The organism is Bradyrhizobium sp. BR 1433, assembly GCF_051547665.1.
In the GTDB taxonomy this organism is placed as follows: Bacteria; Pseudomonadota; Alphaproteobacteria; order Rhizobiales; family Xanthobacteraceae; genus Bradyrhizobium; species Bradyrhizobium australafricanum.
This window is the reverse complement of the sequence record NZ_JBPUGG010000001.1, coordinates 4,185,124-4,211,484: the sequence shown is the minus strand read 5'-3', so window position 1 is coordinate 4,211,484 and position 26,361 is coordinate 4,185,124. Positions and strand designations below refer to the sequence as shown.

Sequence of the window (26,361 nt, the reverse complement as noted above, 5' to 3'; positions counted from 1 at the left end):
TGCGACGCGCGCCGTCAGGCCGCGCGCCGGCCTTCCGCTTCCCCGTCGGCCTCCACCGGGACACGATGCAGAACCCTAGCGCTAGCATCGAAGTGGCAAACGGTCACGACGAACTGAACGTCAGCATTGCGAATCTGATGCCGCGTCGCAATCACGTCGATTCGTGCGTTATCGAGGGCTCGCAGCGCATCGAACACCAAGCCTGGCCAAGCGATGTCGCTGTCGGCCATCGCTTGACGCCATCCGTCCGCGCCGTCATCGGCAACAAAGCGTGCATAGATACCAGGCTCGTAGGTCTTCTTGTGCTCCAGCAGCAGGTCAGTCATTCCGGCATAGGCGGAGACGACAAAGGCGCGATTGTAAAGGTCCTCGCCCTTGCGCTCCGCGATCGGAACGTCGTCGAATAGCGTGCCAGTCGCGGCCATCGATGTGCCGCCGATCTTCTCGACACTATGAAAACCGCTCATGCGAGAGCATCCTCCATCAACGGGCCGTGCTGAGGCACGAGAGCTTTCGGGTCGCTGCGCGCGGCAACGAAGCTCGGCCGCGGTTTTTTGACGCCGAATGGCGCCTGCAGCCGGTTGCTCACGGCGTTATAGACGAAGAACGCGTTAGCGCGTGGAAATGGCGTGATGTTGCCGTTCGATCCGTGCATCGTGTTGCAATCGAAGATCACCACCGTGCCCGCCTTACCGGTCGGCGCCACGATGCCGTGGCGGTGCGCCAACTCGGTCAGACTTTGCCGGTCGGGCACGCCATACTCCTGCTTCTTCAGTGACGTGCGATAGTGGTCTTCCGGCGTCGCGCCAATACAGGTCAGGAAGACGCGGTGCGATCCGGGCATCAGCGTCAGGGGGCCATTGTCCGGCGTATTTTCCGCCAGCAGGACTGACATGGAGAGTGCTCGCATGCGCGGCATGCCGTCTTCCACGTGCCAAGTCTCGAAGTCGGAATGCCAGTAGAACTCCTTGCCTTCGAAGCCGGGCTTGTAGTTCAGGCGTGACTGATGGATGTAGACCTTGTCGTTCAGCAGGAACTGAGCAATGCCTGCCAAGCGTGCGTCGGCGGCGAGGCGCCCGATCACTCTACTCTGAGAGTGGATCTCGAAGACCGAACGGATTTCTTGGCTGTCCGGCTCGGCGATGATCGTTTCCGGATTGAGGCCGTTAGGGCTCGATAGCAGTTTCTTTGCCTGCGTCTGCAGGTGGTCGACTTCCTCGGGAGAGAAGACATCCTTGAGCACGAGGAAGCCATCGCGATCGAACTGCTCGGCCTGCTGCCGCGTTAGCGGTGCGCTCTCGCTCCAGTCGCTATGAATAACGGGATCGAGACGCGGAAGCATCTGGGCCTCCGAGGTGAGACGGGATGGGTAAATGTCTGTCAATGCCTTTCCCTCTTTCAGTTGTTTCAGGAGTTAACGGCCGCCTCGCGCGGCGCTTCGACATCAGTCGGATAGGCACCAGTCTCGTCGTGCACTTCCTGGCCGGTGACCGGCGGGTTGAACACGCAGGCCGTCAGGAGGTCAGTGTCCGGGCGAACGATATGCTGGTCGTTCTTGTTGAGTGCGTACATGATGCCCGGTGCGAGCTTGTGCGTTTCGCCGGTCCCGAGGTCTTCGATGGTCCCGGTTCCCTTCAGTATGAAAACCGCCTCGAGATGGTTCTGGTAGTGCATCTTGAGTTCTTCGCCCGCGTACATCGTCGTAATGTGGAAAGAGAAGCCCATGCCGTCGCTCTTGAGCAGAAGGCGGGCACTGTCCCAGCCCTTCGATTTGACGAGACGATCGGTCTTTCGAATGTCGCGGAGTTGACGAACGATCATTGTTCTTTCCCTTCGTTATTCGGCTGCAATGCCGTAGCTGCCGGTCCGCACCGCGCGGACCAACTCCTCGATGATGTCGAGGCCGGCCGAGGAGCGGCGTCGTCGATAATGAGAGGTGCAAGCACCTTGACGATTTCGTCGTGTGCGCCGCTCGTTTCGATGATGAGTCCGGCGGCAAAGCAGGCGCTGGTGATGGCATCGGCAGTTTCACCGGACCCGACGTCGATGCCACGCATCATGCCGCGGCCGCGTGTCGAAAGGCCGAATCCAGAAGCGATGGCATCCAGGCGTCGTGCGAGCAATCGTCCCTTGCGCTGGACGTCCTGCTCGAACTCATCATTCTTCCAGAAGTTCCGCAGAGACGCGGTTGCCGTGATGAAGGCGTGATTGTTGCCCCGGAACGTGCCGTTGTGTTCGCCGGGCAACCATTGATCCAACTCGGGTCGGAACAGTGTCAGCGCGAAGGGAAGCCCCATGCCGGACAGCGATTTTGCCATGGTGACGACGTCGGGCGTAAAACCCATGCCTTCAAAGCTGAAAAACGGACCGGTGCGTCCGCATCCGGCTTGAATATCGTCGACGATAAGGAGTGCGCCGTGGCGTTTTGCGATATCGGCGATTGCACGCAGCCAATCCGGCGATGCGGTGTTGAGACCGCCTTCGCCCTGAACCGTCTCGACTAAAATCGCGGCCGGCGCATCGAGCCCGCTGGAAGGGTCGGACAGCCGCCGTTCCAGTAGCGCGGCGGTGTCGAGATCCGGGCCGTGATAGCCATCGTAAGGCTCGTGGCTGACATGGCTGAGTGGTACGCCCGCGCCGGTGCGCTTGGCGGCATTGCCGGTGCAGGCCAGCGCACCGAGGGTCATGCCGTGGAAACCGTTCGTGAAAGCGATCACCAGTTCACGGCCGGTCACCTTGCGAGCCAGTTTGATGGCGGCCTCGACCGCGTTAGTGCCGGTCGGTCCGGTGAACATGACGCGGTAGTCCAGCCCGCGTGACTTCAGAATCAGCGACTCGAATGTTTCGAGGAACTCCGCCTTGGCGTCGGTATGCAGGTCAAGCCCGTGCGTGATGCCGTCAGTCGAGATGTAGTCGATCAGCGCTTGCTTCAGCGCGGGATGATTGTGTCCGTAATTAAGCGTCGAGCATCCCGACAGGAAGTCCAGATAGCGTCCGCCCTGATTATCATACATCCAGACATTGTCAGCTCGGCTGAACTGGCGCGGCATGGTGCGCGCATAGCTCCGCACGACCGACTCCCGGCGTTCGTAGATGGATCGGTCCGGGATATGGCTGGTCGGCTTGGGTCGTGTATGGCGACCAAGTGTGGTTGTTGTGGTCATGTCGTCAGTTCTCCTGATCTCTGGCTCCGGGCTGTCGGTTTGGCAGGGGGCCAATGCGGGCCAGCCACTCTGTGGCGTGCTTACCGGCGAAATGCGCGTCGCACTCGAACATCACACTGCGGATCAGCGGAGCGCCCCACGCGCGGGCCAGTCCGTTGAACAATGCCCAGGATGGAGCGTTGTCGTCGGTCACTGTGGTGAGGAGATACTTGGCACTTTCGGCGGAAGGGCGATCCAGCAGCGCGTTGATCATGCGCTGAGCAAGGCCTTTGCCGCGCGCCGCCTTCGCGACCGCGACCTGCCAGACGAAGAAGCTGTTCGGTTCCGAAGGCGGGCGATAACCTGAAACCCATCCTAGAATTTGCGCGTGACGTTCCGCAACGAGGCAGGAGTCCGTGAAGTGCGTGCACTGGAGGAGGTTGCAATAGGCGGAATTGGAGTCCAGTGGCGCGCAGGCTGCGACCAGGCGGGTAACCGCAGGGCCGTCAGCGGGCGACGGCTTTCTCAACTGGAACGCTTCGCTGACATCCGGAGCAGCGTCGAAAGCCACTGGCGAGGATCCACCGAAAGCGTCGACCTGACGGCCGGCTATTGCTTCAGATTTCGAATTAATCGCTTCATTCTCCGAAATATATAGCGCTTTACCTTATAGGAAAATAAGTGGCGAAATCTTGAAAATTGGCTTGAGATCTCACATCAAAAGCTTCGTAGATATTTCGTTATACGAATAAAATTTGAAGGACTGACTTGGAACCGGTTACGATTCGCCTCGGCGCGGCCGTAGCTATAAAGAAAAGCCACATGAAATCAGAGATCGCCTCACTGACGCTGCGCGCCCTGCGAAGAGTGCTGCGGGCAACTGAGATCGGCAGTCGCCAGCTGGCCATTGCGACCGGCCTTACGACATCGCAATGGCTCGTGTTGCGAGAGATCGACGCGCGCGAGAAAACCACGCCGGGTGTCATTGCGCAGGCGCTTCAGTTCGGTCAGGCAACGATCACGACGATCGTCGATCGGCTTGTGGCGCTCGATCTAGTGCAGCGCCAGCGTAACGCAAACGACAAGCGCCAGTTCCTTCTGACGGCGACGCCGGCAGGCAGGGACATCGTGGCCAACGCACCCGACTTGCTTCACCTGACGTTTACAGATCGCTTCGTCCAGTTGCCGCAATGGGAGCAGGCCATGATCCTTGCTGCAGTAGAGCGGCTGGCCATGCTGATGGACGCGCACAACATCGATGCCGCGCCATTGCTGGACAGCGGGGCCATCGATCGATCCCAACCCAGATAGGTCGATTGCCTCGACTGCGTGGACGGCTCGACAGAGCCGGATCTTCCCGCGCAGGTCACTTCCCCGGCTGAAGCAATTGCGGGGTGCGGGCGTTTCCTTGGTGGCCGACATATCGTCAGAAGCCGACGTCGGACGCTGCGCCTCAACTCGCGTACAAATAGTTCGGCAGCCACAGCGTCATGCCGGGCCAGAGATACATGATCACCATGCACAGGATCACGATCAGCATGTAGGGCATCATGCCGGCGAAGATCTGGTTCAGCGTAACGTGCTTCGGGGCGACGCCCTTGAGATAGAACGCCGACATCGCGACCGGCGGCGACAGGAACGCGGCCTGCAAGTTCACGAACACCAGCGTGCCCCAAAGGATCGGATCGATGTTGAAGTGCTTCAGCATCGGCAGGAAGATCGGCACGAAGATGATGATAATCTCGGTCCATTCCAGCGGCCAGCCCAGCACGAAGATGATCGCCTGCGACAAGATCATGAACTGCACGGGCGTCATGTTGAGCGACAGCACCCAGCTTTCCAGCAGCGCCTGACCGCCGAGAATGGCGAACACCGCCGAGAACAGCGCCGAGCCGACGAACAGCCAGCAGACCATCGCGGTCGTCTTTGCGGTCAGGAACACCGCTTCCTTGGTGCGCTTCCAGTCGAGCGTGCGGGCGTGGAACGCGAGGATGAAGGCGCCGGCGGCGCCGACGCCGGCGGACTCGGTCGCGGTCGTGATGCCGAACAGGATCACCCCCAGCACCACGACGGTGAGGATGCCGAGCGGCATCACCGACGACGTCAAGAGCTTCAACACTTCGAAGCGTTCGCCGTCCATGCGCAAGTAAGAGCGCGCCGTCCACGCCGCCAGCACGGCGACTGAGATCGCGAACCAGATGTAGAACTGGGTGTCCGGTCCCTTTTCAGCGGGCGACAGCTCCTTCGGCTCGATCGGGCTGCCGAGCTGCTGCAGGCCTTCGACGGCTCCGCTCGCGGCACCGGGCTGCTGGTGGATCACGACGTACCACCAGACCGTGCCGAGCGCGGCTGCGGTCGTCAGGAACGGCACCAGCGAAATGAGGAAGTTCTGCACGATCGCGCCATAGCCCATCGGCTTGCCGTCGATCCGGAGCGTCTTCGCCTTTGCGGGCGAGAGCAGTGCCTTGAACAGGCCGACGAACAGGTTCGGCGAATACAGCGCCGCGAAATTCCTGATCCATTCGGGCACGTTGACGCGGGTTTGTTCCTCCGGCAGCGGCGGGGCGATCTTCGGGTTGATCATCGCCCAGCCCACGACATAGACGAGGTAGAGGAACGCCAGGAAGAAGCCGGGAAGCATCGCCGCCGCATAGAGCTTGACCACGGACTGGCCGGCCACCGCGGCATAGACGATGATCATCACCGAAGGCGGGATCAGGATGCCGAGCGTGCCGCCCGCGGTGATGACGCCGGAGGCGAGCTTCACGTCATAACCGGCGCGCAGCATCGGGTTGAAGGCGATCACGCCCATCAGCACCACCACCGCGCCGACGAGCCCGGAGGCGATGCCCCAGAACGTGCACACGATCAGGGTCGCGACCGCGAGCGAGGCGGGGAGGCGGCGGAAGGCGAGCTGGATCGAATAGAACATCTTGTCGACGAGGGCGCCGCGCTCCATCACATAGCCCATCAGCACGAACAACGGGATGGAGATCAGCACGTCGTTGGTCATCGCGCCGTAGGTGCGCTGGACCATCAGCTCGAAAACCTTGTTGTGCGTCCAGTTCTGCGACGGATCGTAGAACGCGATGAAGCCGAAGAACATGCCGAGGCCCATCAGCGTAAACGCCGTGGCAAAGCCCATCATGATGACGACGACGATGAGCGCCAGCATCAACAGGCCGAGCGCGGGATCGCTCATGTGTTCAGGTCCCCGCCCATGCCGCGCTGCCGCGCCATTTCATCGATGCGCGCCGCGCCCTCGATGGCGAGCTTGCGCGATTCCTCGTCCACGAATGCAGAGTGCGCGAGCTGTTCCCCGATGACGTCGGTCTCGGCGACGTCGGCAAGCCTGCTCGGCCATTCGCCGGTCTTCAGGCAAACGATGCAGCGGATGATCTCGCCGATCCCCTGCAGCATGATCAGCGCGCCCGCGATCGGGATGACGGTCTTGAAGTGGTAGACCGGCGGGCCGTCCGCCGTAACGTTGGAATGCTCGTTGATGTGCCAGGAATCCGCGGCGTAGAAATAGCCTGCATAGATCAGCGCGGCGATGCCCGGGATGAAGAAGACGAAGTAGAGAACGAGATCGAGCGTGGCCTGCGTGCGCGGCCGCATCGAGGAGTACAGGAAGTCGCCGCGGACATGGGCGTTCTGCGCCAGCGTATAGGCGCCGCACAGCATGAACAGCGACCCGTACAGCATGTTCTCGGCGTCGAAGATCCATGCCGTCGGCATGTTGACGGCATAGCGCTTGAACACTTCGATGCAGACAACGCTCATCAGGAGGATCATCAGCCAGGCGGTCGCCTTGCCGACCCAGGTCGAGATGCCGTCGATCTTGTACAGTAAACTCTGGACGCTCATATGATATGGTTCGGCATAAAAACGATCCCAACGTAACACAAGGCGCCGTCCGGAGGGTGGTCCGGACGGCGCCCGTGCCGGGTTTATTTCGGCATCAGAGTTTCTTGGCCGCGGCGTTGGGCCCGAAATAGTGGTCGTAGGCCATGCGGCGGTTCACCACCGTGTCCTGCTCCCATTGTGTCGCACGCTTGGCGAACGCGATCTGCGACTGCACGATCTCCTTGAACAGCGGGTTCTCGGCCGCCTTCTTCTGCACCACGCCGTCATAGATCTCGAGCTGCTGCTTCAGGATGGTATCGGGGGTCTTGTAGAACTTGACGTTGTCCTTGGTCTGCAGCTCCACATAGTCCTTGGAATAGCGGTCGATCGCCTTCCAGGACATATCCGCCGAGGCTGCGTCCACCGCGTTGGCGATGATCGCCTTCATCTTGTCCGGCAGCGCGTTGTACTTGTCCTTGTTGAAGGTGATTTCGAACTGCTCGGCGTTCTGATGATAGCTCTGCAGCATGCAGACCTTGGAGACGTCGGGGAAGCCGAGCACGCGGTCGGAGGTGGCATTGTTGAACTCCGCCGCGTCCAGAAGACCGCGGTCCATGGCAGCTACGATTTCGCCGCCGGGCAGCGCGTTCACGGCAGCGCCCATCCCCGAATACACATCGATCGAGATGCCGACGGTGCGGAATTTCAGACCCTTGATATCCTCGGGCTTGGTGATCGGCTTCTTGAACCAGCCGAACGGCTGGGTCGGCATCGGACCGTAGGGGAACGAGACGACATTGGCGCCGATCGATTCATAAAGTTTTGCGAGCAACTCCTTGCCGCCGCCATAGCGGTGCCAGGCCAGCAGCATGTTGGCGTCCATCGCAAAGCCCGGTCCCGAGCCCCAGAGCGCCAGCGCGGTCTGCTTGCCGTAGTGATAGACAAGCACGCCATGGCCGCCGTCGAGCACGCCCTTGGAGACGGCGTCGAGCAGGCCGAAGGCGGGCACGACAGCGCCTGCCGGCAGCACTTCGATCTTGAGCTCGCCGCCGGTCATGTCGTTGACCTTCTTGGCGTAGTCGAGGGCGTATTCGTGGAAAATGTCCTTTGACGGCCAGGTGCTTTGCCAGCGCATGCTGATCGGCCCCTGGGCGCTGACGACGCTCGGCGCGGCTACCGTCGCGGCGGCCCCCGCAGCAGCGACCTTGAGAAAGCCGCGGCGGCTCGAAGTTCTGCCCCTGTTTGATTTGGTCATGGCTGCCTCCTCCCCCCTGGAATAGCGATCCTTTGCGGATCGGCCTTTTTTATTGGGACAAGTCAAAGTCTTGCGCCGGGGTTTGGCAAGAATGTTCCGAATGATGCGACGCTACGACGCGGACTGCAGTGATGACGCGCCGCAAGACGACCAGACCACGGAAGCGTAGCCGCCTTTCGGAAGAGCAGATCATCGGAATTTTGAAAGAGCATGAGGCCGACGTTTCGGCCCGCCGATCTGCCGCAAGCATGGCGTCAGCGACGCCAGCATCTACAAATGAAGAGCGAAGTTCGGCGGGATGGAGGTGTCGGAGCCAAGCGGCTGAAGACGCTGGAGGACGAGAACACGGCTGAAGCGGTTGCTGGTCGACGCCATGGTCTGGTCGGCATGTGTGGTCCACCCCGTCCATGCATGGTGTCGTGACGTCGTCGGTGACGCGACCTGCAGCCGCGCCGGTGACGACGCTGCCGCTAGCGACAGGGCAGGAAGCAGGCGGCCCCTGCAGGCCGCCTGGGCAGATTAGCCTGCGGGCAGAAGAGCCCTATTGGCAGGGGTGCTGGAGTCCGTCGGATCCCTTGAAAAAGGTGCCGGGCCTGCAGACGATGCCGTTGTGCGACGCGTAGGAGTTCCAGTCGCCGTTCCACGCATAGTAGTCGCCATACGCGGCGGGCCGATCGTAGGTGCCGTATGCGGCGTAGGAATTGCGCCAGCCGCCGAAGGGAGCGGTCGCGATCGCCGCGGCGGTTCCGACGGCAGCGCCGGCCACGCCGGCAGCGGCCCCCACCGGCCCCACGGGTTCGCGATAGGCGGCTCGCCGCTGATAATAGCCCCTCCTGCTGTCGTACGGGCTCCCGGCTCCTCGGTTGAGGCAGTTGGCGCTGGCGAATTGAGATGAACAGGCGGCCGGGTTGGAGAAGACCGCTTGCGCCGATGCGGGGCTCGAAACTGCGCAGGCCACGATCACAGCCGCGCCAAGGATTCTCAGGTTCGTCATGCGTTGCTCCCTAGATTGGTTTGCTTGCGACAGGGCTCGCTAAAGCCACACCGGAACGTTCCCGGTTCTTCTCGCATCCAACCAAATGCAACCTCAGGAAGTGGTTCCTGCGCGCCTCGCAACACGCATCAAATCGACGTGACTGATGGATGATCGAAGGATGACTCCAGCGAGGAGGAACAAGCACTGCGGCAGTGCCGACCGAGGATGGGCCACGCGACACGACAGGGATCAAAATGCCGCTCGCCATCGGCGAAGCCGCAAGCTGCGTTCGGCGGTGACGGCTTCGCGCATACGGGGAAAGTCCGGCCTTTGTGTCAATTGGTAGAAAAGCCTTGGGCGAGCGCGATGGCGATCCTGATCGGTTTCGGTGATCAGGATCGCGCGGACTTCGGCGCAAGGCGGCCCATTGCGGTGCGATGTCGCCGCAGGCCTCGTTACCGAACTCGCTCGCGCAAGTTGATCAGGCGGTCAGTGATCTCGAATTCGGCTGAGATGTCATCGCAGACGCGGGATTGCCTAACAGACCCTCACGCTTTGCTGAACATACGCGTAACCGTTCCACACGTTTCGCGTCTGATAGCAGGAGTTGTAGGCCGTCGCGGCTCCGATGGCTGCGCCAGTCGCCAAGCCGGCTGCGGCAGCTCCGGGCCATCCCCAACCGCCTCCGTAGTAACGGCCACCGCGATAATAGCCACCACCGGCCCAACGTGCGCCGCCGCCGTGCCAGCCGCCGGCATGCCATCGCGTGCCGCCGCCATGCCAACCAGGCCGCATTCCTCCTCCGTGGAAGTGAGCCGATCGAGCGCCGGCCCCTCCGAAGCGGCGGGCTTGTGCGTCATAAGGAAGTATCGTTGCTGCAGATGCGATGAAGCTGAGAACCAGCAGAGCCTTGGTTGGTCGCATGTCGGACTCCTTACAAGGGTGTCTCAACCAATCCCGCTGAACGTGCTTCGTTCCGCTGGTTCAACTGCGCGCCACGCTGGCACGAAATGCATAATCGAAGCGGTGGCTGCGGCGAAGCGCATTCAACACTTGGCCGACGCGCGGAATCGCGCAAGGCAGGCTTCGCGACTCCTTATGCTCACCTCAAGAGATGCCCGATCGCGCGCTTGAGCATCGGAACCCGTTCTGCGAAATTCCGGCAGGCACGAGGTGGGAACCTGGCCGGTGCCGGCTCGTTTGCCCCGGCTGCACTTTCCCGGTGCCGACGATTGGCGCCGTATTGTGCGAGCAATTCCGCGCCTGAAGGAGGCTTCGAACATGGCCAGGAAATTCAAGGTCGGCGATCACGTCAGCTGGAATTCCGAGGCCGGCCGCGTCTCGGGCACCATCATCGCGGTTCACACCCGCGATTTCGACTACAAGGGGCACATGCATCGCGCCTCGGAGGCCGATCCGCAATACGAGATCAAGAGCGACAAGGCCGATCACGTCGCGGCCCACAAGGGCAGCGCGCTGCATCATGCGTAGCAAAGACGCGGCGCTTCCGTTCTTCACGATCGGTCATTCCACCCGCAGCCTCGAGGATTTCATCGCTGTCCTCGGCGTGGCCAATATCGAGCGTATCGTCGACATCCGAACCGTGCCGCGGTCGCGCACCAATCCGCAGTTCAACAAGGATACGTTGCCCAAGCCGCTTCAGGCCGCTGATATCTCGTATGAGCATCTGGCCGATCTCGGCGGGCTCCGCGGCAAGGCGCGAAGCGTGCCGCCGTCCGTCAACGGATTCTGGAGCAACGAGAGCTTTCACAACTACGCCGACTATGCGTTGTCGCCGCAGTTTCATGCCGCGCTCCAGCATCTGCGCGACGAAGGGCACCGGCAACGCTGTGCGATGATGTGCTCGGAAGCGGTGTGGTGGCGCTGCCACCGCCGCATCGTGGCAGACTATCTGATCGCGTCCGGCGAGACTGTCGTCCACATCATGGGGGAGGGCCGGCTCGAGCCTGCCCGTCTCACCGAAGGCGCCGTCGTCCAGGGCGACGGCACGGTGGTCTACCCGGTTACGGGTGAACTGAATTTATGAAAAGGGTGAGGCCTGTGGCTACACCGCGATCTTCCGCCGGATGCTCGATCATCCCAGGATCGCGGTCCACCTCGGTGTCGACTATTTCGACGTCGCCGACCGCATCAATCCGCGGCAGCTCGTGGTCTATACCGGTCCAATCGACCACTTCTTCGGCTATGCCTGGCGCACCGTCGACTTCGCGCGCGAGGTGCGCGAAGTCGCCGACTACCAGGGCGCCGCGGTCATCAACTATGCCGACGCCGAGGTGCCGTACACCCGGGTCCACGAGTTCAGGCATCTCCATCCGGAGCGCGCGCATGCCGAAGCGCGGACGACGATCTACCGCGAATATTCCCGCTTCGCGGGCCGCAGCGACGAGCCGTATTATCCGATCAACACCGCCGCCGACCGCGCCATGCTCGCCTCCTATCACGCCATGACGGCGTCGCGGCCGAATGTCATTTTCGGTGGCCGGCTCGGCTCCTACAAATATCTCGACATGCACCAGGCGATCGGCGCGGCGCTGAAGACGTTCGAGCACGAGGTCGAGCCGTTCTTTGTTCGCGAAGGCATGCACCCGCGTGACGCGGCCGCGCGCCGCGAAGTCTTGTCGCCCTTGCCGGCGTGATCTAATCCTGCGAGCTGCGGGCAACGAACGCCATAACAGATCGCCCGCGGTCCCCGGTGAGGAAACAATGAGAAAAACCGTTATTGCCGCGGCTGCCGCCGCCACTAGCCTTGCTGTCAGCATCGCCCACGCCGCGCCGCTTCCGGAAACGTCGGCGCACCAGGCCGGTTTCTCGGAGCGGGGGCTGGCACGGCTCGACGACTTCTTCGCGCGCGAGATCGCGGCCAAGCGCGTGCCCGGCGCCGTGGTGGCGATCGCGCGCGACGGCAAGCTCGTGCATTACAAGGCGTATGGCCAGCTCGATCCGGTGAAGGGCACGCCGATGCCGATCGACGCGGTGTTCGCGCTGGCGTCGATGACCAAGCCGATGGCGGCGGTTGCAGGCCTGACGCTGATGGAGCAGGGCAAGCTGCCGCTGCAGGCCAGGGTCGCCGAGTTCTATCCGGCGTTCGCCGACATGAAGGTCGGCGTGCAACAGGCCGACGGCTCACTGAAGATGGAGCCGCAGGCGCAGCCGATCTTCATCCACGATCTCTATCGCCACACCTCCGGCCTGATGTATGGCGGCCGGCCCGACAGCTCGAGCGCACTGGCGCGGCTCTATCCCGACGGCACCGCGCCGGCGGTCGAGGGCGATACCCAGGCCTTCATCGAGCGCATCACCCAGCTGCCTGGTGCATCAGCCCGGCACCGAGTTCGAGTACGGCTTCTCGATCGACGTGCTCGGCGCCGTGGTCGAGAAGGTCTCAGGCCAGCGGCTTGGCGAATATCTCGCGGCCAATGTCTGGAAACCGCTCGGCATGAAGGATGCGACGTTCCACCCGGCCGATGCGCAGCGCGCGCGGCTGGCGCGTCCGTTCCCGAACGATCCGCTCACCGGCAAGCCGCAAGCCATCAAGCTGCTCGATACGGCGACCAGGTTCGATTGCGGCGGCGCGTGCTCGTTCGCGACCGTCGGCGACTATCTGCGCTTCGGGCAGATGCTGCTCAATGGCGGCGAGCTCGACGGCAAGCGCATCCTTAGCCCCAAGACGGTGCATCACATGACGTCGAACCATCTCGGGCCCGAGATCAAGAACAACGTCGCGGCGGTCGAACCGCATCGCGGCGGATTCGGCTTCGGGCTGTCGGTCGCGGTGCGGACCAGCGAGGGGCTGTCGTCGGTGCCGGGCAATCCCGGCGAGTTCACCTGGAACGGCGCTTACGGCACGCAGTTTTTCTGCGATCCGAAGGAGCGCCTTGTCGTCGTTGTGGGAACCGCAGCGCCGGGCGAGCTGCGCAAATATTATCGCGAGAATGTGCAGGACATCGTCTACGGCGCGATGGTGAAGTAACACCTCAGCAGAAAAGTCGAACCTCACGTTCCCACGTTTTGCATACGTGGAACGTGGAACAGCAAAAGGTCCGTCGCTCAAGCTGAGCGACGGACCTTAAATTTTGCGTGGCTACCAGCGCCTGTAGACGCCGGTCAGCGTACCGTTGTTGTTCCCTTCAGGACCCACGTCACCCTGGGTCGAGCTCGGCGTCGGGTGGTTGGTGCCGTTGAATGAACCGTACCAGCCCGGCTCCGCTGGAGAGTACATCACATCAGGCTGCACGGCCTGATAGCGGGGGCCGCCGTAATATCTCGGACCAGGGTTCCCATAAGGATAGTAGCCTTGTGCGAACGCGCCTGCCGTTGTTGCGATCAGGGACGCCGCGGCGAGGGACAATATCTTGGTCTTTCGTTGCATTCACACTCTCCTTGCTGGTGTCCCGACCAACGACCGCCATGGAGCGGCGTTCCTGATCTGCCATGCATCTCGCAAAGGCAAATCTGCGCGAGCGTGGGATCAGGTTCTTGTGAAGGGGCTTGTGCTCCGGGAGGGCACTGCCGGGCTCCGCCCGGCAGGATGCATCCGTCGCCGGCCCGTTATGCTTATATAGCTATAACGGCGGATGCGCGAGCGGCGCCTCGAAAAACCGGGGCGGTTCGTAAAAGGAAGCCCGCCACTGCGGCGGGCAAGGTCTCAGGGAGGAAAGCGCCCTGACAAGGGAGCGTGCGGCCAGTCTCCCCGATTCGTGCGCGGCTGCGAAGATCGTATAACTACTGTCATCAGGGCCGGCATTATGCGAATGCTGCTGCGGGCCGCGGCCGGTCGGCAAGGGAATGACAAGGCGCGCTAACACGGCGCAAATACAGGGGAAGTTCATGAGCACGTCTGGAGTTTTTGCCCGCGTCGTCGCGGCGATCGGGGCCGGCGCCCTGGCGTGGCGGCGGATGCAGGGCGCGCAGCCCGCGCCGGCCTGGGGCAGCGCGCCGCAGATCCCGCAGGCCAAACCGCAGGGCGCGATCCCGACGCTCAAGATGCCGACGGCGCGGGGCTGGGACAACGACCAGAAGCCGGTCGCCGCGCCCGGGCTCAAGGTCAACGCCTTTGCCGCCGGGCTCGATCATCCGCGCTGGATCAACGTGTTGCCCAACGGCGACGTACTGATCGCGGAGGCGACGCAGATCGCAGGAAAGCCGCGCAGCGTCTTCCACTATGCGATGCAGGCGACGATGCGCCGCGCCGCGGCGCTCGGCGCCAGCGCCAATCGCATCACGCTGCTGCGCGACCGTGACGGCGACGGCGTCGCCGAAAGTCGCGGCGCCTTCATGGAAGGGTTGAGCCAGCCGTTCGGCATGGCCCTGGTCGGCGACACCTTCTATGTCGGCAACACCGACGGCGTGGTGGCGTTTCCCTATGTCGCGGGCGCCGATCGCATCAGCGCGCCGGGACGCAAGCTCGTCAGCTTCAAGCCCGACGGGCACTGGACGCGCAGCCTGCTGCCGAGCGCCGACGGCAAGAAGCTTTATGCCGGCGTCGGCTCGCTCAGCAACATCGCCGAGAACGGTATGAAGGTCGAGGAAGGCCGCGCCGCGATCTATGAGCTCGATCTCGCAAGTGGCACCAGCCGCATCTTCGCCGGCGGCCTGCGCAATCCGGTGGGCATCGCGTGGGAGCCGACCACCAATGTGCTGTGGACCGTCGTCAATGAGCGCGACGGTCTCGGCGACGAGACGCCGCCGGACTATCTGACTTCGGTACGCGACGGCGGCTTCTACGGCTGGCCTTATTGCTACTGGGGCAAGACGGTCGACGATCGCGTGCCGCAGGATCCGGCGATGGTCGCCAAGGCGATCCAGCCGGACTACGCGCTCGGCGGTCATACCGCCTCGCTCGGCCTGTGCTGGATGCCGCAGGGCACGCTGCCGGGTTTCCCCGACGGCATGGTGATCGGCCAGCACGGCTCGTGGAATCGCTCGACGCTGTCGGGCTACAAGGTGGTGTTCGTGCCGTTCGCGGACGGCCGTCCCGCGGGGCCGCCGCGCGACATCCTGTCGGGCTTCCTCGCGCCCGACGAGAAGGTGTCGTACGGCCGCCCGGTCGGCGTCGCGCTCGGCCCCGACGGCTCGCTGCTGGTGGCCGACGACGTCGGCAACGTGATCTGGCGCGTGACGGCGGCGTAGTCGTCGCGCGGGCTTTCAAACCTCCCCTTGAAAGGGGAGGTCGCTTTGCTCGTCGGAGCAAAGCGGGTGGGGATCCGCTCTCTCCGCATACAGCGGCGTCTGCGGCTGACCCCCATCCCGACCTTCCCCCTTTCAGGGGGAAGGGGAAGACAGAGCCGCAGCCGCCGGCTCACACCGTCCTGATCTCGCCGCCATCCATGCGCAGCACGGTGCCGGTCATCCAGCGCGCCGGCGGCGACACGGCATAGGCGACGAGGTCGGCGATCTCCTCCGGCGTGCCGAACCGCCTGATGCCGGCCAGCCTGAGGAAGCCGGCCTTGGCGGTGTCGACATCGACTTGCCTTGCCGCTGCGATCTTCTCCAGCATCGCGAGGCGGCGGCCGGTCATCACGGCGCCCGGCGACACGCAGTTCACCTGCACGCCGTCGGCGATGCCGCGCTCGGCGAAGGCTTTTGCAAGTGCCTCGATCGCGGCGTTGATCGTGCCCACCGCGGCGGCAGCGGCGCGGGGCAGCACGGCGGCATTGCCTGAGGTGAAGATGACAGCGCCTTGCGCCGCTTTCAGCGCGTCCCAGGCGCGGATCGTCAGCCGCCTGGCGCCGTGGAACTTGAGCGCGAGGCCGGCGTCCCATTGCGTATCGGTCATCTCGAACAGATCGTGCCCGGGCACTGAGCCTGCGACATTGACCAGCGCGTCGATGCGGCCGAAGCGATCCAGCGTGGCCTTGACGATTTCATCAGCGGCATCAGGCGCGGCGAGATCGAGCTCGAGCGCCAGCGGTGTGCTGCCACGCCTTTCGATCTCCTGAGCGGCCTCGCGCAGCCTCTCGCCGCTGCGCGCGACGAGGACGATGGCGGAAAAATCCCGCGCGAGCCGCAGCGCGGTGGCGCGTCCGATGCCGGAGCTGGCGCCGGTCACGATGGCGACGGATGTGGTCATGTGTACTTCCTTGGAGTGGTCGGCGCGACTGAGTGGATGTGAGCCCGTCATTGCGAGGAGCGACAGCGACGAAGCAATCCATCCTTCCGTTGTGCGGAGCTATGGATTGCTTCGCTTCGCTCGCAATGACGCGGCTAGAGTGTGGGTGCCGACATCCTGGAGTCAGCGGCTCAGGAACTCGCGGATGGCCTGCGCGATCTCGGCGGCGTGCGTTTCCAGCGCAAAGTGGCCGGTGTCGAAAAATCTGACCACCGCCTTCGGATTGTCGCGCTTGAACGCCTCGGCGCCCGGCGGCAGGAAGAACGGATCGTTCTTGCCCCACACCGCGAGGAACGGCGGCTGGTGGGTGCGGAAGTAAGTCTGGAAGGTGGGGTAGAGCGCAACGTTGCTCTTGTAGTCGCCGAACAGATCGAGCTGCACGTCGTGCGCGCCGGGCCGCGCCATGTAGTAGTTGTCGAGGTTCTGGCCGTCCGGCGACACCGCCGCCGGATCCGAGGTGCCGTGGGTGTACTGCCAGCGCGTGGTCTCCGGCGTCAGGAACGCGCGCAGGGCGTCGCGGTTCGCCGGCGAGGGATCCTGCCAATAGGCCTTGATCGGGGTCCAGCCGTCGCTGAGGCCTTCTTCATAGGCGTTGCCGTTCTGCGAGACGATCGCCGTGATCCGCTCCGGGTGCTTGACCGCCAGGCGGAAGCCGGTCGGCGCGCCATAATCGAACACATAGACCGCGAAGCGATCGAAGCCGATCACCTCGGTAAAGCGATCGATGACGCCGGCGATGCTGTCGAAGGTGTAGTTGAACTTGTCGCGCGGCGGCATGTCCGACTGGCCGAAGCCGGGCAAATCCGGCGCCACGATGTGGAATTTGTCCGCGAGCTGCGGGATCAGATCGCGGAACATGTGTCCGGCGCTCGGGAAGCCGTGCAGCAGCAGCAGCTTTGGCGCGCCGGGCGAACCGGCTTCGCGATAGAAGATGTTAAAGCCATCGACATTGGCGGCGCGGTATTTGACCTGGGACATCTGTCACTCCTTGTGATCGTGCGTTGGTGAGTTCGGGGATTTAGGATTTGATTTGCTTCGCGAGCCCGCTGATCGCTTCGGGACGCAGATAGAGCAGCAGGGCGCAGCACACGGTGGCAAAGCCCAGCAGCGGCATGAACGGCGCGATGGCGGCGCCGGCCGCGAACACCAGCACGGCGAGCAAGGTGCGACGCTGCGTCCATGTCCGCACGCGCTCGGAGATCAGGCTCTGGTCCGCCTGCGCCAGCACCGCGCGCTCGAAGGCGAGATAGGCGAGGTCGATCAGCAGGAAGATCACCGCATAGGCCACCACCGGCGCGGCGGCCATGTGCGATCGCGCGACCCATGCGGTGGCAAACGGCAGCAGCGAGACCGCGAACAGATGCACGAAGTTCAGCCAGATCAACCGCGGCGTCGGCTGCCGCACCAGATGCAGCAGATGGTGATGATTGACCCAGATCACCGCGATGAACAGATAGCTCGCGGCGTAGCTGATCGCGGTCGGCCACAGCGGCAGCAGGTCCGCGAACCGCGCGCCCTCCGGCGCCTTCAGCTCCAGCACCATCACCGTGATGATGACGGCGATCACCGCATCGGAAAACGCGCCGAGCCGGTCGGCCGAGAGACGTTTCTCCTGCATGGCAGCTTTCCTGTCCGAAATCGTGGGAAGAGGTCAGTGCTCTGTAACGCTCTCGACCGCTTCCCGGATGATGTCGGTGACGAGCTTCGGCGCGGTGACGATCGGGGTGTGATCGACCGGATGTGAATGCACGGTCGCCTGCATCCGCGCCGCCATGCTGCGCTGAGTCTCGGGCGCGATCATCCGGTCGTCCTCGGCAACCAGGAACCAGCTCGGGACGTCCTTCCACAGCGGGCGGCCGACCGGCACGGTGATGCAGGCCGGCGAGATCGGCCGCTGCACCGCGGCGAGTACCGCGAGGTCCTCGGACCGCGCGCCTTGCGCGAAGGCCGCAGCGAAGGCGGACTCCGGCAGCCAGATCAGGCCATTGGCGTCGGGCGCGAGCTTCGGCGCGAACGGATGCGGCGGCAGCCGGTAGAATACGTCGGCGACCGTCTCGCCTTCATCCGGCGCCAGTGCCGCGACGTAGACCAGTGCCTTGACGCGCGGCGAGCGGGTCTCGGCGATCACGGCGCCGGCATAGGCATGGCCAACCAGCACCACTGGGCCCGCGACGCGGTCCAGGGTGCGGTTCAGCGCGGCGACGTCGTCGGCGAGCGAGGTGAGGGGCAGCGGCGCCGCCACCGCTGTAATGCCCTCGGCGTCGAGCGCCGTGATCACCCGCGCCCAGCTCGAGCCATCGGCCCACGCGCCATGCGCAAGCACCACGCTGACATCCTTGTTCGACATTGTCCGATCCCTCGTTTCAGGTCGATTCCGACTGTAACCTCTAAAATGCATTTTAATAGGTTACTGCGCTTATGGTCCAATGCACGTAACTTGTCAAATAGATTTTATCAGGTTACTACTGTCGCGACTGAGGAAGCCGCCAGGAGGGCATCACCGTGCAATCCCATCCGCCCGCGATGTTCATCGCAGACAGCCTGGGCCTCGATTTCATCAATTCGATCGCGACGCCGGTCGATACGCCGGTCGACTGGATCGCCGACGGCGACGGCCTGCTGCGCTGGCTCGCGCAGGCGCAGCTGGTGCCGCCCGATGTGCTCGACGAGGTCAAGGCGCGCGCGACGCCTGGCGAGCTCGACGATGTCGCCGGTCAGGCCCGCGATTTGCGCGAATGGTTCCGCGGCTTCGTGCGCAAGCATATGGGCCGGCCGCTGGCGCCGCGTGCGCTCAAGGAGATCGAGCCGCTGAACCGGCTGCTGGAAAGCGATCAGGCGTTCAGCCGGATCGTGGCGCATCGCCACAAGGACGGCGATGGCGGCCATGACGGTTTCGCGCTGGAGCGGACGCGGCGCTGGCGTTCGGCCGAAACATTGCTGCTGCCGATCGGGGAAGCGATGGCCAGGGTCGTCTGCGAGGAAAGCTTCTCCGACATCAAGGCGTGCGAGGGCCCGGCCTGCACGCTGATGTTCGCCGACCACACGCGGGCGCGTGCGCGCCGATGGTGCAGCATGGCGATCTGCGGCAACCGCGCCAAGCAGGCCGCGCACCGCAGCCGGATGAAGGACAGGGGCTGAGACCACCAAAGCATGATCCGGAAAAGTGCGTAGCGGTTTTCCGAAAAGATCATGCTCAAAACAAAGACCAACAGGAGCCCAACAAAATGGCGGCACTTCCCCTGATCGTGTTCGACGTCAACGAAACCCTGCTCGACCTCGAGACCATGGAGCCGGTGTTCGCGCGCATCTTCAACGACAAGAGCGCGATGCGGCTGTGGTTCGCCAACTTCATCATGTACTCGGCCTCGCTCACCGTCGCGGGGTGTTACGTGCCGTTCACCGATATCGGTGCCGCGGTCATGAAGATGCTGGCCGACACCCGCGGCATCAGGATCGACGATGCCGACAAGCAGGAGCTGACCGAGAAATTCTCCACCATGCCGCCGCACGGCGAAGTGCCCGGCGCGCTGCGCAGGCTGCGCGCGGCGGGTTTCCGCCTGTTCACGCTGACCGACAATCTGCTCGAGGTGCAGACCCGGCAGCTGACCCATGGCGGCATCGTCGATCTGTTCGAGCGGCGCTTCTCCGCCGACGGCGTCAAGCATCACAAGCCGTCGCGGCAGGCCTATGGCTATGTCGAGAAGGAGCTCGGGGCAAAGCCCTCGGAGTTCTGCCTGATCGCCTGCCACACCTGGGACACGCTGGGCGCGGTCACGGCCGGCTGGGAGGCCGCGCTGATCAAGCGTCCCGGCAACGATGTCCTCGGCGTCGGCCCGCAGCCGCAGGTCGTCGGCAATGATCTCGACGATGTCGCCGGTCAGCTGATCCGCCGCTACGGCGCCAAAGGGTAACGACGCCTGACGGATTCCCGCGCAGAGAAGAGGGCAAAACGCCCCTCCAGGCCCGATCGCTCGGAAGCGCATAAAACCGGAATGAAATCCATAGCGGTTCTCAACCATGCCCCTTGAGCTTTCCTCAACTTCCGCGGCCGATGCTGCATCCGCCGCAGGGATCGAAGGAGCTCACAGCATGCCGGCCAAGGGACGAGCGACCGCCACCAACGCCACCGCGCAAGGGCGCGAGGACATCCTCAACGCGCGCGCCATCAGCACGCTGGGCGCCGGCGTCGTCAGCGCGATGAGCGCGGTCGGCGCCGCCGTCATCAAGAAGAACAAGCCGGCACTCGGCAAGAATGCGGACTGGTTCTGGCACATGTTCGCAAAATGCGAGGCCAGGGCCGCGCGCATCGCCGAGCAGGCCGCGCGCGATCCGGAGGCCTGCGGCGATGCCACCTTCATCGAGGTCTATGCCGCGCAATTGCCGAAGCTGATGACAGCGGCGCTCGAGAGCCACGAGAAGGCGCTCAAGGCGAAGTGATGCCGCGTCCAGAGAGTCCCGCAACGGTGCTTGCCCCGTTCTCGTTCCTCTTGACCTCTCAAATGCGCCAAGGCGGCAAAGTAGCGGCGGCTGTCGCCGACCGGACGGTCTTGCAGGTTAGGCGAAGCCGTCACCCGCCATCGCGCTGACCAGCCCTACGGCCCGGATCGGGCAGGCCGCCTGATCCGGGCGCCAGCTTTTCTGCGACGGGGGCATGGCGATTTGGCGCTTCTTGGCGTAAAGCACCCCAAATCGTCATGCGGCTGTGCCGCCTGCCGGGTACGCAGCTCCAGGTCGTCCCGCTCGACGTCCTGCGCCCGGACCAATCAAGGTTTCCCATCTCGTGCCCTTTCCGACCACAAGTTCGCCGCTCGCCCGCGCCTTGGCTGAGCGCAACTACGATCAACCGACCCCGGTCCAGCTCGCCGTGCTCGCGGACGACGCTGTGGACCGCGATCTCCTGGTTTCAGCCCAGACCGGCTCGGGCAAGACCGTTGCCTACGGCTTGGCGATGGCAAAGGACCTGCTCGACGGCGCCGAGCGGTTCGAGCCGGCCGCCGCCCCGCTGGCCCTGATCGTCGCGCCGACGCGCGAGCTCGCCTTGCAGGTCCAGCGCGAGCTTGCTTGGCTTTATGAACAGGCCGACGGCCGCGTCGTCTCCTGCGTCGGCGGCATGGATCCGCGCCGCGAGCAGCGCGAGCTTGCCGAGGGTGCCCACATCGTGGTCGGGACGCCCGGCCGGTTGTGCGACCATTTGCGGCGCGGCCGTCTCGACATTTCGGAACTCAAGGTCGTCGTGCTCGACGAGGCCGATGAGATGCTCAATCTCGGTTTCCGCGAGGATATGGAATTCATCCTCGAGACCACGCCGGACACCCGCCGCACCTTGCTGTTCTCGGCGACGTTCCCGCGCGGCATCGTTGCCCTCGCCAAGCAGTATCAGGAGCAGGCGTTCCGTATCGAGGTCGCGGGTGACGAGGGCGGCCATGCCGATATCGAGTACCGCGCCATCCGGGTGGCTGCCGACGACGTCGAGCACGCCGTCGTCAACGTGCTGCGTTTCCATGAGGCGCCGAGCGCGCTGGTGTTTTGCAACACCCGTGAGGCCGTCCGGCATTTGCAGGCGGCGCTGCTCGAGCGCGGGTTCTCCGTCACCGCGCTGTCGGGCGAAATGACCCAGAACGAGCGGACCCAGGCGCTGCAGGCGTTGCGCGACGGACGGTCGCGGGTTTGCGTCGCGACCGACGTCGCGGCGCGCGGCATCGACCTGCCGAGCCTCGATCTCGTCATTCACGCGGATCTGCCGAAAGACCCGGAGGTCATGCAGCATCGCTCGGGCCGCACCGGCCGCGCCGGTCGCAAGGGCGTCAGCATCCTGCTGGTGCCGCCGGCACGGCGGCGGCGCGCCGAATTGCTGCTCGATCTCGCCGGCATCGATGTGGTCTGGGGCTCCGCGCCGCAGGCGGAGGAGATCCGCAAGCTCGACCATGATCGCCTGCTGCAGGATGCAGTGTTCTCCGAGGAGGCGACATCAGACGATCTGGCGCTGGCGCAGGTTTTGCTCGCCGAACGCGCGCCCGAGGCGATTGCCGCGGCGCTCGCCCGGCTCTACCGCGCGCGGCTGCCTGCGCCCGAAGACATCCTCGATCCCGGCGAGGGACGCGGTCGGGACCGCGACGATCGCCGCGGCGAGCGGGCCTCGCGCCGCGATGATCGTGCCGCCGGGCCGCGATCGAAGACCGGCAAGTCATCCGCGCGCCATGGCATGGAGGAGGCGACCGTCTGGTTCCGCGCCGCGATCGGACGCCGGAAGAATGCCGAAGCCCGCTGGCTGCTGCCGATGATCTGCCGCCGTGGCGGCATCGACAAGCGCGACATCGGCGCGATCAAGATCATGGATACGACCACCGAGTTCGAGATCGCCGCGCGGGTCGCGGATTCCTTCGCGGTCAAGATCAAGCGTCCGGACAAGGAAGACAGCATCCGCATCGAGCCGCTGGCCGATGCGCCGCAGGGAGAGATGCGCGAGAAGCCGGCGCGCAAGCCCTGGCGCGGTGATGACGACGGCGGATACGGCGCGCCGCGCGCCGAGGGTGCAGGAAAGCGGCGCGGCACGCCGGACCGCGAGGCCAGAGCGTTTTCGAGCGAAGGCGCGAGCGGTTCGCGTCAGGAATACGCGTCAAAGAAGGAATCCAGGAACTCGTCCCGATCCGATCGGGACGGAAAAGGCTTCAGGCCGAAATCCGGCGAGGAGCCGCGGCTCGGAAAGAAAAAGAAGCATCCGGGCAAGTCCAGCCACGCCGGACTCACGCAGTGGCCGGATGTGTCGGCGAAACCGAAGTTCGGCAAGAAGCCGAAGAAGAAGCGGCGGGGCTGAGTTGGCGCCGGCGGCGCCGCAGCGTTCAGAATGCCGATGTATGAGTTTCGACGTTGCAACAAATTCAGTGTCGTCCCGGCGAAGGCCGGGACCCATTACCCCAAATGCTCATTGTTGCGCGACGCTGGGGCCGCAGCTCGCTTCGACGACGAGGGCCTGTGGTTGATGGGGTGGACGGCCCCCTACGGCATCAGTTGTGCCAGAATGAGGTTGTTGCAAATCTCAGACAAGGGAGCCGTCCGTGAGAGAGATTATCCGTATTGGCATGGATACGTCGAAGCATATTTTTGTGCTGCATGGGGTTGATGCAGCGGAGCAGGTGGCGCTGCGCAAGAAGCTTTCGCGCAAGCAGGTGCTGGAGTTCTTCACCCAACTGCCGCCGACGGTGGTCGGGATGGAGGCCTGCGGGGCTTCGCAATATTGGGCGCGAGAGCTTTGCAAGCTCGGCCATGAGGTGAAGCTGATGGCGCCGCAACTGGTGAAGCCCTACGTGATGCGGAACAAGAACGACGGGCGGGATGCGGAAGGGCTGTGTGAAGCGATGGGTCGGCCGAGCATGCGCTTTGTGCCGGTCAAGACGGCCGAGCAGCAGGCGGCGCTGATGCTGACCGGGCTGCGCGACGGATTGATCGCCCGACGCACCCAGCTGAGCAACGCGATCCGGGGTTACGCGGCGGAGCTTGGCTTGATCGCGCCCAAGGGGCTCGACAAGATCGAGCCGCTGCTGGCGCGGATCGCAAAGGACGAGAGCCTGCCTGCGATGGCGCGCGAAGTGTTCGCAGTCCAGGGCCGCCAATACGCCGTGCTGCAAGCCGAGCTGAAGCAGCTCGAGGCCAGGCTGATGGCCTGGCACCGGGCCGATGCCACCAGCCGGCGCCTGGCGCAGATCCCCTCCGTTGGCCCGATCACTGCAACACGGCTGGTGATGAAGACGCCCGATCCGCATGCATTCCGTTCCGGCCGGCATTTTGCGGCCTGGCTGGGGCTCACGCCGAAGGATCATTCCACCGCCGGCAAGACCAGGCTCGGCAAGATCACGCGTGCCGGGGACGAGGACCTGCGCCGCTTGTTCGTGGCGGGCGCGACCGCGGTCATCCAGCAGGTTCGGCGAGGCCGGGGCAATCCGTCGCGCTGGCTGGTGGCGCTGCTCAAGCGCAAGCCGCCAAAGCTGGCCGCCGTGGCGCTCGCCAACAAGGTGGCCCGCATCGCCTGGAAGCTGATGGCGACCGGCGAGAGTTACGATGCCGCACGGCTCAATGCCATGTCGGCAACCACCTAACAGATTGGCCGGCCGGAGGGTTCGTCCTCCGGCCGACCCGGAAGCTGCAAGAGCAGATGGAGCAATCGGTCGATCAACGATGCGAGACAGTCCGTGGGACCCATTGGCCGCCAACAGGTCGCGGGGTTGTTTGGAGCTCGTGTCGCGCAACCCATCTTGGCCAGCGATCATCATGCGTCGCATCAACAGGCCGGACATATGGATGCAAGCGATCCGATCTACTCAAAAAGCTCTTGTGCCACGGGGGCCGTCCACATATGGGTCCCGGCCTTCGCCGGGACGACGATGCGGAGAGGGCTTCGCGTCTAACTGATTGCCCGTGAAGCCCGGTATTTTGCAGCCGCTTGGCCCCTCACGCCACCAGCGCGATCTTCGGCACGGTTGCGAGCACCGACTGGTTGCGGCCGTTGGCCTTGGCGGCGTAGAGCGCCTTGTCGGCGGCCTCGATCAGATCGGACGATTGCTGGCCCGCGGTCGGCCGCATGCTGGCGACGCCGATGCTGACCGTCGTGATCAGTTCGCCCGCGCACCATTGCTGGACCTTGCGGCGAATGGTCTCGGCCAGGTTGAAGGCTTCGAGCGCGGTCATGTTGGGCAGCAGCACGGCGAATTCCTCGCCGCCGAAGCGCGCCGGGCAATCGCCGGCGCGGCGCACCGCATCCGAAATGCAGATCGCTATCCCGACCAGCACCTGGTCGCCGGCCTGATGCCCATAGGTGTCGTTGTAGGCCTTGAAATGATCGGCATCGATCATCAAAAGCGCGACCGGCTGGCCGTAGCGGCCGGCCCGGCGCCATTCGCGCTCGATCTCGCCGTCGAACTTGCGCCGGTTCTTCAGGCCGGTGAGGGCGTCGGTGGTCGCCATCTCCTCGAGCTTGTCCTCGGCGTCGGCGCGGCGGACGATCTCGCGGGCGAGCACCAGCGTTGCGCTGAGCACGAACAGGATCAGAAACGCCATGATCGCGCCGATGCGAATGGCCTCGGTGCGCCAGAGGTTGAAGACGGCTTCGAGCGGCTTGCCGACCACCACGTAAAGCGGCCCGGAGCTGCTTCGCCTGACATAGAGCCGCGGTATGTCGTCGACCGGGCCCTTGCCCGAGAAGGCGCCGCCCACCTTCAGGTTCTCGGCCTTCCAGTCCAGCTGCTCCGCGAGGTTCTTGCCGATCACGTCGAGATCGAACGGCGTCCGCATGATGATGGTGCGGTCGTTGCGCAGCACGGTGATGGTGTCACCCGGCATGAGGTTCAGCCGCCCGAACAGGTCATGGAAATAGCTGAAGCGGATCGAGCCGACCACGACGCCGAGGAAGCGGCCCTCGTCGTCGACGATGCGCCGGCTCAGCACGATGGCGTAGGCGCCGCGATGCAGCATCGGCCGGCTGATGTAAAGGCCGGCATCGGGATTGTCGCGCTGGACCGTGAAGTACTCCTCGTCGCTGCGGTTCTCCGGCCGTGGATCCAGGCTCGCTGCGTCGATGGTCAAATTGCCCTTGGTGTCGAACACCTGGATCGCGCCGAAATGTTTTGCGGTCGCGGCGTGATCGAACAGGATCAGCTGGCGCAGTTCCTTGCTGATATTGCGGATCTCCGGCATCTCGAGATTGCTGGCGACCGCGCGTAGCGACAGGTCGTAGAGCTCGATGTTGCGGCTGATGTCGGCCTCGATGCCCGACGCCAGGTTCTCCAGGGTGCGGCGGGCCAGTTGCTCCTCGCCGCGGCGCATGTCGAACATCACGCCGGCGCAGACCGCGGAGAAGCCGAGGACGGTCGCAACCGACGCCGCGATCAGCAGCTTTGCCGATAGCCGCCAGCGCCGCCTTGCGTCGTTTCCTCGTCGAAATGGCATGTCCCGCTCCAATGCGCCGTCATGCAACGGGAAATCTTGTTGTCGCCTTAAATGGCGACAGCGGCCGCCGAAT

Annotated in this window: 25 protein-coding genes and 2 pseudogenes; 12 read left to right on the top strand and 15 right to left on the bottom strand. The window is 64.2% G+C overall.

The window, feature by feature from the left end; translation table 11 throughout:
• Positions 1 to 14: 14 nt before the first annotated feature.
• The 5 genes from ACSKB9_RS20535 to ectA all read right to left on the bottom strand — a co-directional run bounded on the left by ACSKB9_RS20535 (position 15) and on the right by ectA (position 3,714).
• A complete protein-coding gene (locus tag ACSKB9_RS20535) occupies positions 15 to 467 on the bottom strand; it encodes a hypothetical protein (protein WP_057017674.1) in 453 nt (150 codons plus the stop codon).
• Entirely contained in the window at positions 464 to 1,342 is an 879-nt protein-coding gene (gene thpD / locus ACSKB9_RS20530; protein WP_438075324.1) for an ectoine hydroxylase, read from the bottom strand. Before thpD ends, ACSKB9_RS20535 begins: the two co-directional genes overlap by 4 nt.
• Before the next feature lie 65 nt (positions 1,343 to 1,407).
• Positions 1,408 to 1,821 carry an ectoine synthase gene (locus tag ACSKB9_RS20525; protein WP_253606495.1) on the bottom strand — a complete coding sequence of 138 codons (414 nt, stop codon included), beginning with the start codon at positions 1,819 to 1,821 and terminating at the stop codon, positions 1,408 to 1,410.
• Positions 1,818 to 3,164, bottom strand: a complete 1,347-nt coding sequence (gene ectB / locus ACSKB9_RS20520; RefSeq protein ID WP_438075322.1) for a diaminobutyrate--2-oxoglutarate transaminase — start codon at positions 3,162 to 3,164, stop codon at positions 1,818 to 1,820. The genes ACSKB9_RS20525 and ectB overlap by 4 nt, the downstream gene beginning before the upstream one ends.
• A 4-nt stretch (positions 3,165 to 3,168) precedes the next feature.
• On the bottom strand, positions 3,169 to 3,714 hold the full coding sequence (ectA, locus tag ACSKB9_RS20515; RefSeq protein WP_225648356.1) for a diaminobutyrate acetyltransferase: 546 nt from the start codon (positions 3,712 to 3,714) through the stop codon (positions 3,169 to 3,171).
• Positions 3,715 to 3,965: 251 nt separating this feature from the next.
• Here ectA and ACSKB9_RS20510 point away from each other — a divergent pair, with 251 nt between their 5' ends.
• Positions 3,966 to 4,454 (top strand): MarR family winged helix-turn-helix transcriptional regulator, encoded by a 489-nt coding sequence (locus ACSKB9_RS20510; RefSeq protein ID WP_057017678.1) that lies wholly within the window; start codon positions 3,966 to 3,968, stop codon positions 4,452 to 4,454.
• Positions 4,455 to 4,596: 142 nt separating this feature from the next.
• Here the strand turns inward: ACSKB9_RS20510 and ACSKB9_RS20505 are convergent, their stop codons facing one another.
• The 3 genes from ACSKB9_RS20505 to ACSKB9_RS20495 form a co-directional block, all read right to left on the bottom strand.
• The gene (locus tag ACSKB9_RS20505; RefSeq protein ID WP_438075319.1) at positions 4,597 to 6,345 is read right to left on the bottom strand and encodes a TRAP transporter large permease; all 1,749 of its coding nucleotides are present in this window, start codon (positions 6,343 to 6,345) and stop codon (positions 4,597 to 4,599) included.
• Positions 6,342 to 7,010, bottom strand: coding sequence for a TRAP transporter small permease subunit (locus ACSKB9_RS20500; protein ID WP_438075317.1), 669 nt, complete (start codon positions 7,008 to 7,010; stop codon positions 6,342 to 6,344). The genes ACSKB9_RS20505 and ACSKB9_RS20500 overlap by 4 nt, the downstream gene beginning before the upstream one ends.
• 94 nt (positions 7,011 to 7,104) lie before the next feature.
• Positions 7,105 to 8,244: a TRAP transporter substrate-binding protein gene (locus tag ACSKB9_RS20495; protein WP_092080289.1), complete on the bottom strand. Its 1,140-nt coding sequence runs from the start codon at positions 8,242 to 8,244 to the stop codon at positions 7,105 to 7,107.
• A 131-nt stretch (positions 8,245 to 8,375) separates the two neighbouring features.
• On the opposite strand from ACSKB9_RS20495, the pseudogene ACSKB9_RS20490 reads away from it, so the two are divergent.
• A pseudogene (locus ACSKB9_RS20490) lies at positions 8,376 to 8,623 on the top strand (transposase); the annotation flags it as partial.
• Positions 8,624 to 8,785: 162 nt separating this feature from the next.
• On the opposite strand, the gene ACSKB9_RS20485 reads toward ACSKB9_RS20490, so the two are convergent.
• Positions 8,786 to 9,238, bottom strand: a complete 453-nt coding sequence (locus ACSKB9_RS20485) for a hypothetical protein (RefSeq protein WP_438075315.1) — start codon at positions 9,236 to 9,238, stop codon at positions 8,786 to 8,788.
• 1,263 nt (positions 9,239 to 10,501) lie between these two features.
• On the opposite strand from ACSKB9_RS20485, the gene ACSKB9_RS20480 reads away from it, so the two are divergent.
• The 4 genes and pseudogenes from ACSKB9_RS20480 to ACSKB9_RS20465 all read left to right on the top strand — a co-directional run bounded on the left by ACSKB9_RS20480 (position 10,502) and on the right by ACSKB9_RS20465 (position 13,211).
• Positions 10,502 to 10,711: a DUF2945 domain-containing protein gene (locus ACSKB9_RS20480; RefSeq protein ID WP_438075313.1), complete on the top strand. Its 210-nt coding sequence runs from the start codon at positions 10,502 to 10,504 to the stop codon at positions 10,709 to 10,711.
• Positions 10,704 to 11,267 (top strand): DUF488 domain-containing protein, encoded by a 564-nt coding sequence (locus tag ACSKB9_RS20475; RefSeq protein WP_438075311.1) that lies wholly within the window; start codon positions 10,704 to 10,706, stop codon positions 11,265 to 11,267. Before ACSKB9_RS20480 ends, ACSKB9_RS20475 begins: the two co-directional genes overlap by 8 nt.
• Entirely contained in the window at positions 11,260 to 11,877 is a 618-nt protein-coding gene (locus ACSKB9_RS20470) for a UDP-galactopyranose mutase (RefSeq protein ID WP_438080314.1), read from the top strand. Before ACSKB9_RS20475 ends, ACSKB9_RS20470 begins: the two co-directional genes overlap by 8 nt.
• A 67-nt stretch (positions 11,878 to 11,944) precedes the next feature.
• Positions 11,945 to 13,211 (top strand): annotated as a pseudogene (locus tag ACSKB9_RS20465) (serine hydrolase domain-containing protein).
• Between the two features lie 111 nt (positions 13,212 to 13,322).
• Here the strand turns inward: ACSKB9_RS20465 and ACSKB9_RS20460 are convergent.
• The gene (locus ACSKB9_RS20460; RefSeq protein WP_075969423.1) at positions 13,323 to 13,610 is read right to left on the bottom strand and encodes a hypothetical protein; all 288 of its coding nucleotides are present in this window, start codon (positions 13,608 to 13,610) and stop codon (positions 13,323 to 13,325) included.
• Positions 13,611 to 14,068: 458 nt separating this feature from the next.
• Between ACSKB9_RS20460 and ACSKB9_RS20455 the strand changes: the two genes are divergently transcribed.
• Entirely contained in the window at positions 14,069 to 15,370 is a 1,302-nt protein-coding gene (locus ACSKB9_RS20455; protein ID WP_438075309.1) for a PQQ-dependent sugar dehydrogenase, read from the top strand.
• A gap of 169 nt (positions 15,371 to 15,539) precedes the next feature.
• Here ACSKB9_RS20455 and ACSKB9_RS20450 read toward each other — a convergent pair whose 3' ends face one another.
• The 4 genes from ACSKB9_RS20450 to ACSKB9_RS20435 form a co-directional block, all read right to left on the bottom strand.
• Positions 15,540 to 16,310: an SDR family oxidoreductase gene (locus ACSKB9_RS20450; RefSeq protein ID WP_438075307.1), complete on the bottom strand. Its 771-nt coding sequence runs from the start codon at positions 16,308 to 16,310 to the stop codon at positions 15,540 to 15,542.
• A gap of 162 nt (positions 16,311 to 16,472) precedes the next feature.
• A complete protein-coding gene (locus tag ACSKB9_RS20445) occupies positions 16,473 to 17,327 on the bottom strand; it encodes an alpha/beta fold hydrolase (RefSeq protein ID WP_438075305.1) in 855 nt (284 codons plus the stop codon).
• A gap of 40 nt (positions 17,328 to 17,367) precedes the next feature.
• Positions 17,368 to 17,967, bottom strand: coding sequence for a TMEM175 family protein (locus ACSKB9_RS20440; protein ID WP_438075303.1), 600 nt, complete (start codon positions 17,965 to 17,967; stop codon positions 17,368 to 17,370).
• Between the two features lie 33 nt (positions 17,968 to 18,000).
• Positions 18,001 to 18,696 carry an alpha/beta fold hydrolase gene (locus ACSKB9_RS20435; RefSeq protein WP_438075301.1) on the bottom strand — a complete coding sequence of 232 codons (696 nt, stop codon included), beginning with the start codon at positions 18,694 to 18,696 and terminating at the stop codon, positions 18,001 to 18,003.
• 176 nt (positions 18,697 to 18,872) lie between these two features.
• Between ACSKB9_RS20435 and ACSKB9_RS20430 the strand changes: the two genes are divergently transcribed.
• From ACSKB9_RS20430 to ACSKB9_RS20410, 5 genes are all read left to right on the top strand, one after another.
• A complete protein-coding gene (locus ACSKB9_RS20430) occupies positions 18,873 to 19,487 on the top strand; it encodes a CGNR zinc finger domain-containing protein (RefSeq protein ID WP_438080312.1) in 615 nt (204 codons plus the stop codon).
• Between the two features lie 86 nt (positions 19,488 to 19,573).
• Positions 19,574 to 20,260, top strand: coding sequence for a haloacid dehalogenase type II (locus ACSKB9_RS20425; protein WP_438075299.1), 687 nt, complete (start codon positions 19,574 to 19,576; stop codon positions 20,258 to 20,260).
• A 178-nt stretch (positions 20,261 to 20,438) separates the two neighbouring features.
• Positions 20,439 to 20,786 carry a hypothetical protein gene (locus tag ACSKB9_RS20420; protein ID WP_076827336.1) on the top strand — a complete coding sequence of 116 codons (348 nt, stop codon included), beginning with the start codon at positions 20,439 to 20,441 and terminating at the stop codon, positions 20,784 to 20,786.
• Positions 20,787 to 21,129: 343 nt separating this feature from the next.
• The gene (locus ACSKB9_RS20415) at positions 21,130 to 23,163 is read left to right on the top strand and encodes a DEAD/DEAH box helicase (RefSeq protein WP_438075297.1); all 2,034 of its coding nucleotides are present in this window, start codon (positions 21,130 to 21,132) and stop codon (positions 23,161 to 23,163) included.
• A gap of 241 nt (positions 23,164 to 23,404) precedes the next feature.
• A complete protein-coding gene (locus tag ACSKB9_RS20410) occupies positions 23,405 to 24,442 on the top strand; it encodes an IS110 family transposase (protein ID WP_438075295.1) in 1,038 nt (345 codons plus the stop codon).
• A 352-nt stretch (positions 24,443 to 24,794) separates the two neighbouring features.
• Here the strand turns inward: ACSKB9_RS20410 and ACSKB9_RS20405 are convergent, their stop codons facing one another.
• Positions 24,795 to 26,288 (bottom strand): sensor domain-containing diguanylate cyclase, encoded by a 1,494-nt coding sequence (locus ACSKB9_RS20405; RefSeq protein WP_438075293.1) that lies wholly within the window; start codon positions 26,286 to 26,288, stop codon positions 24,795 to 24,797.
• Positions 26,289 to 26,361 lie beyond the last annotated feature (73 nt).

What these genes read in the sequence shown, in the direction of transcription:
- ACSKB9_RS20505 (WP_438075319.1), bottom strand. Translation starts at nt 6,345, where the DNA reads ATGAGCGATCCCGCGCTCGGCCTGTTGATGCTGGCGCTCATCGTCGTC.
- ACSKB9_RS20435 (WP_438075301.1), bottom strand. Translation starts at nt 18,696, where the DNA reads ATGTCGAACAAGGATGTCAGCGTGGTGCTTGCGCATGGCGCGTGGGCC.
- ACSKB9_RS20445 (WP_438075305.1), bottom strand. Translation starts at nt 17,327, where the DNA reads ATGTCCCAGGTCAAATACCGCGCCGCCAATGTCGATGGCTTTAACATC.
- ACSKB9_RS20450 (WP_438075307.1), bottom strand. Translation starts at nt 16,310, where the DNA reads ATGACCACATCCGTCGCCATCGTGACCGGCGCCAGCTCCGGCATCGGA.
- ACSKB9_RS20485 (WP_438075315.1), bottom strand. Translation starts at nt 9,238, where the DNA reads ATGACGAACCTGAGAATCCTTGGCGCGGCTGTGATCGTGGCCTGCGCA.
- ACSKB9_RS20440 (WP_438075303.1), bottom strand. Translation starts at nt 17,967, where the DNA reads ATGCAGGAGAAACGTCTCTCGGCCGACCGGCTCGGCGCGTTTTCCGAT.
- ACSKB9_RS20500 (WP_438075317.1), bottom strand. Translation starts at nt 7,010, where the DNA reads ATGAGCGTCCAGAGTTTACTGTACAAGATCGACGGCATCTCGACCTGG.
- ACSKB9_RS20480 (WP_438075313.1), top strand. Translation starts at nt 10,502, where the DNA reads ATGGCCAGGAAATTCAAGGTCGGCGATCACGTCAGCTGGAATTCCGAG.
- ACSKB9_RS20430 (WP_438080312.1), top strand. Translation starts at nt 18,873, where the DNA reads ATGTTCATCGCAGACAGCCTGGGCCTCGATTTCATCAATTCGATCGCG.
- ACSKB9_RS20460 (WP_075969423.1), bottom strand. Translation starts at nt 13,610, where the DNA reads ATGCAACGAAAGACCAAGATATTGTCCCTCGCCGCGGCGTCCCTGATC.
- ACSKB9_RS20495 (WP_092080289.1), bottom strand. Translation starts at nt 8,244, where the DNA reads ATGACCAAATCAAACAGGGGCAGAACTTCGAGCCGCCGCGGCTTTCTC.
- ACSKB9_RS20510 (WP_057017678.1), top strand. Translation starts at nt 3,966, where the DNA reads ATGAAATCAGAGATCGCCTCACTGACGCTGCGCGCCCTGCGAAGAGTG.
- ACSKB9_RS20475 (WP_438075311.1), top strand. Translation starts at nt 10,704, where the DNA reads ATGCGTAGCAAAGACGCGGCGCTTCCGTTCTTCACGATCGGTCATTCC.
- ACSKB9_RS20455 (WP_438075309.1), top strand. Translation starts at nt 14,069, where the DNA reads ATGAGCACGTCTGGAGTTTTTGCCCGCGTCGTCGCGGCGATCGGGGCC.
- ectB (WP_438075322.1), bottom strand. Translation starts at nt 3,164, where the DNA reads ATGACCACAACAACCACACTTGGTCGCCATACACGACCCAAGCCGACC.
- thpD (WP_438075324.1), bottom strand. Translation starts at nt 1,342, where the DNA reads ATGCTTCCGCGTCTCGATCCCGTTATTCATAGCGACTGGAGCGAGAGC.
- ACSKB9_RS20535 (WP_057017674.1), bottom strand. Translation starts at nt 467, where the DNA reads ATGAGCGGTTTTCATAGTGTCGAGAAGATCGGCGGCACATCGATGGCC.
- ACSKB9_RS20405 (WP_438075293.1), bottom strand. Translation starts at nt 26,288, where the DNA reads ATGCCATTTCGACGAGGAAACGACGCAAGGCGGCGCTGGCGGCTATCG.
- ACSKB9_RS20525 (WP_253606495.1), bottom strand. Translation starts at nt 1,821, where the DNA reads ATGATCGTTCGTCAACTCCGCGACATTCGAAAGACCGATCGTCTCGTC.
- ACSKB9_RS20420 (WP_076827336.1), top strand. Translation starts at nt 20,439, where the DNA reads ATGCCGGCCAAGGGACGAGCGACCGCCACCAACGCCACCGCGCAAGGG.
- ACSKB9_RS20425 (WP_438075299.1), top strand. Translation starts at nt 19,574, where the DNA reads ATGGCGGCACTTCCCCTGATCGTGTTCGACGTCAACGAAACCCTGCTC.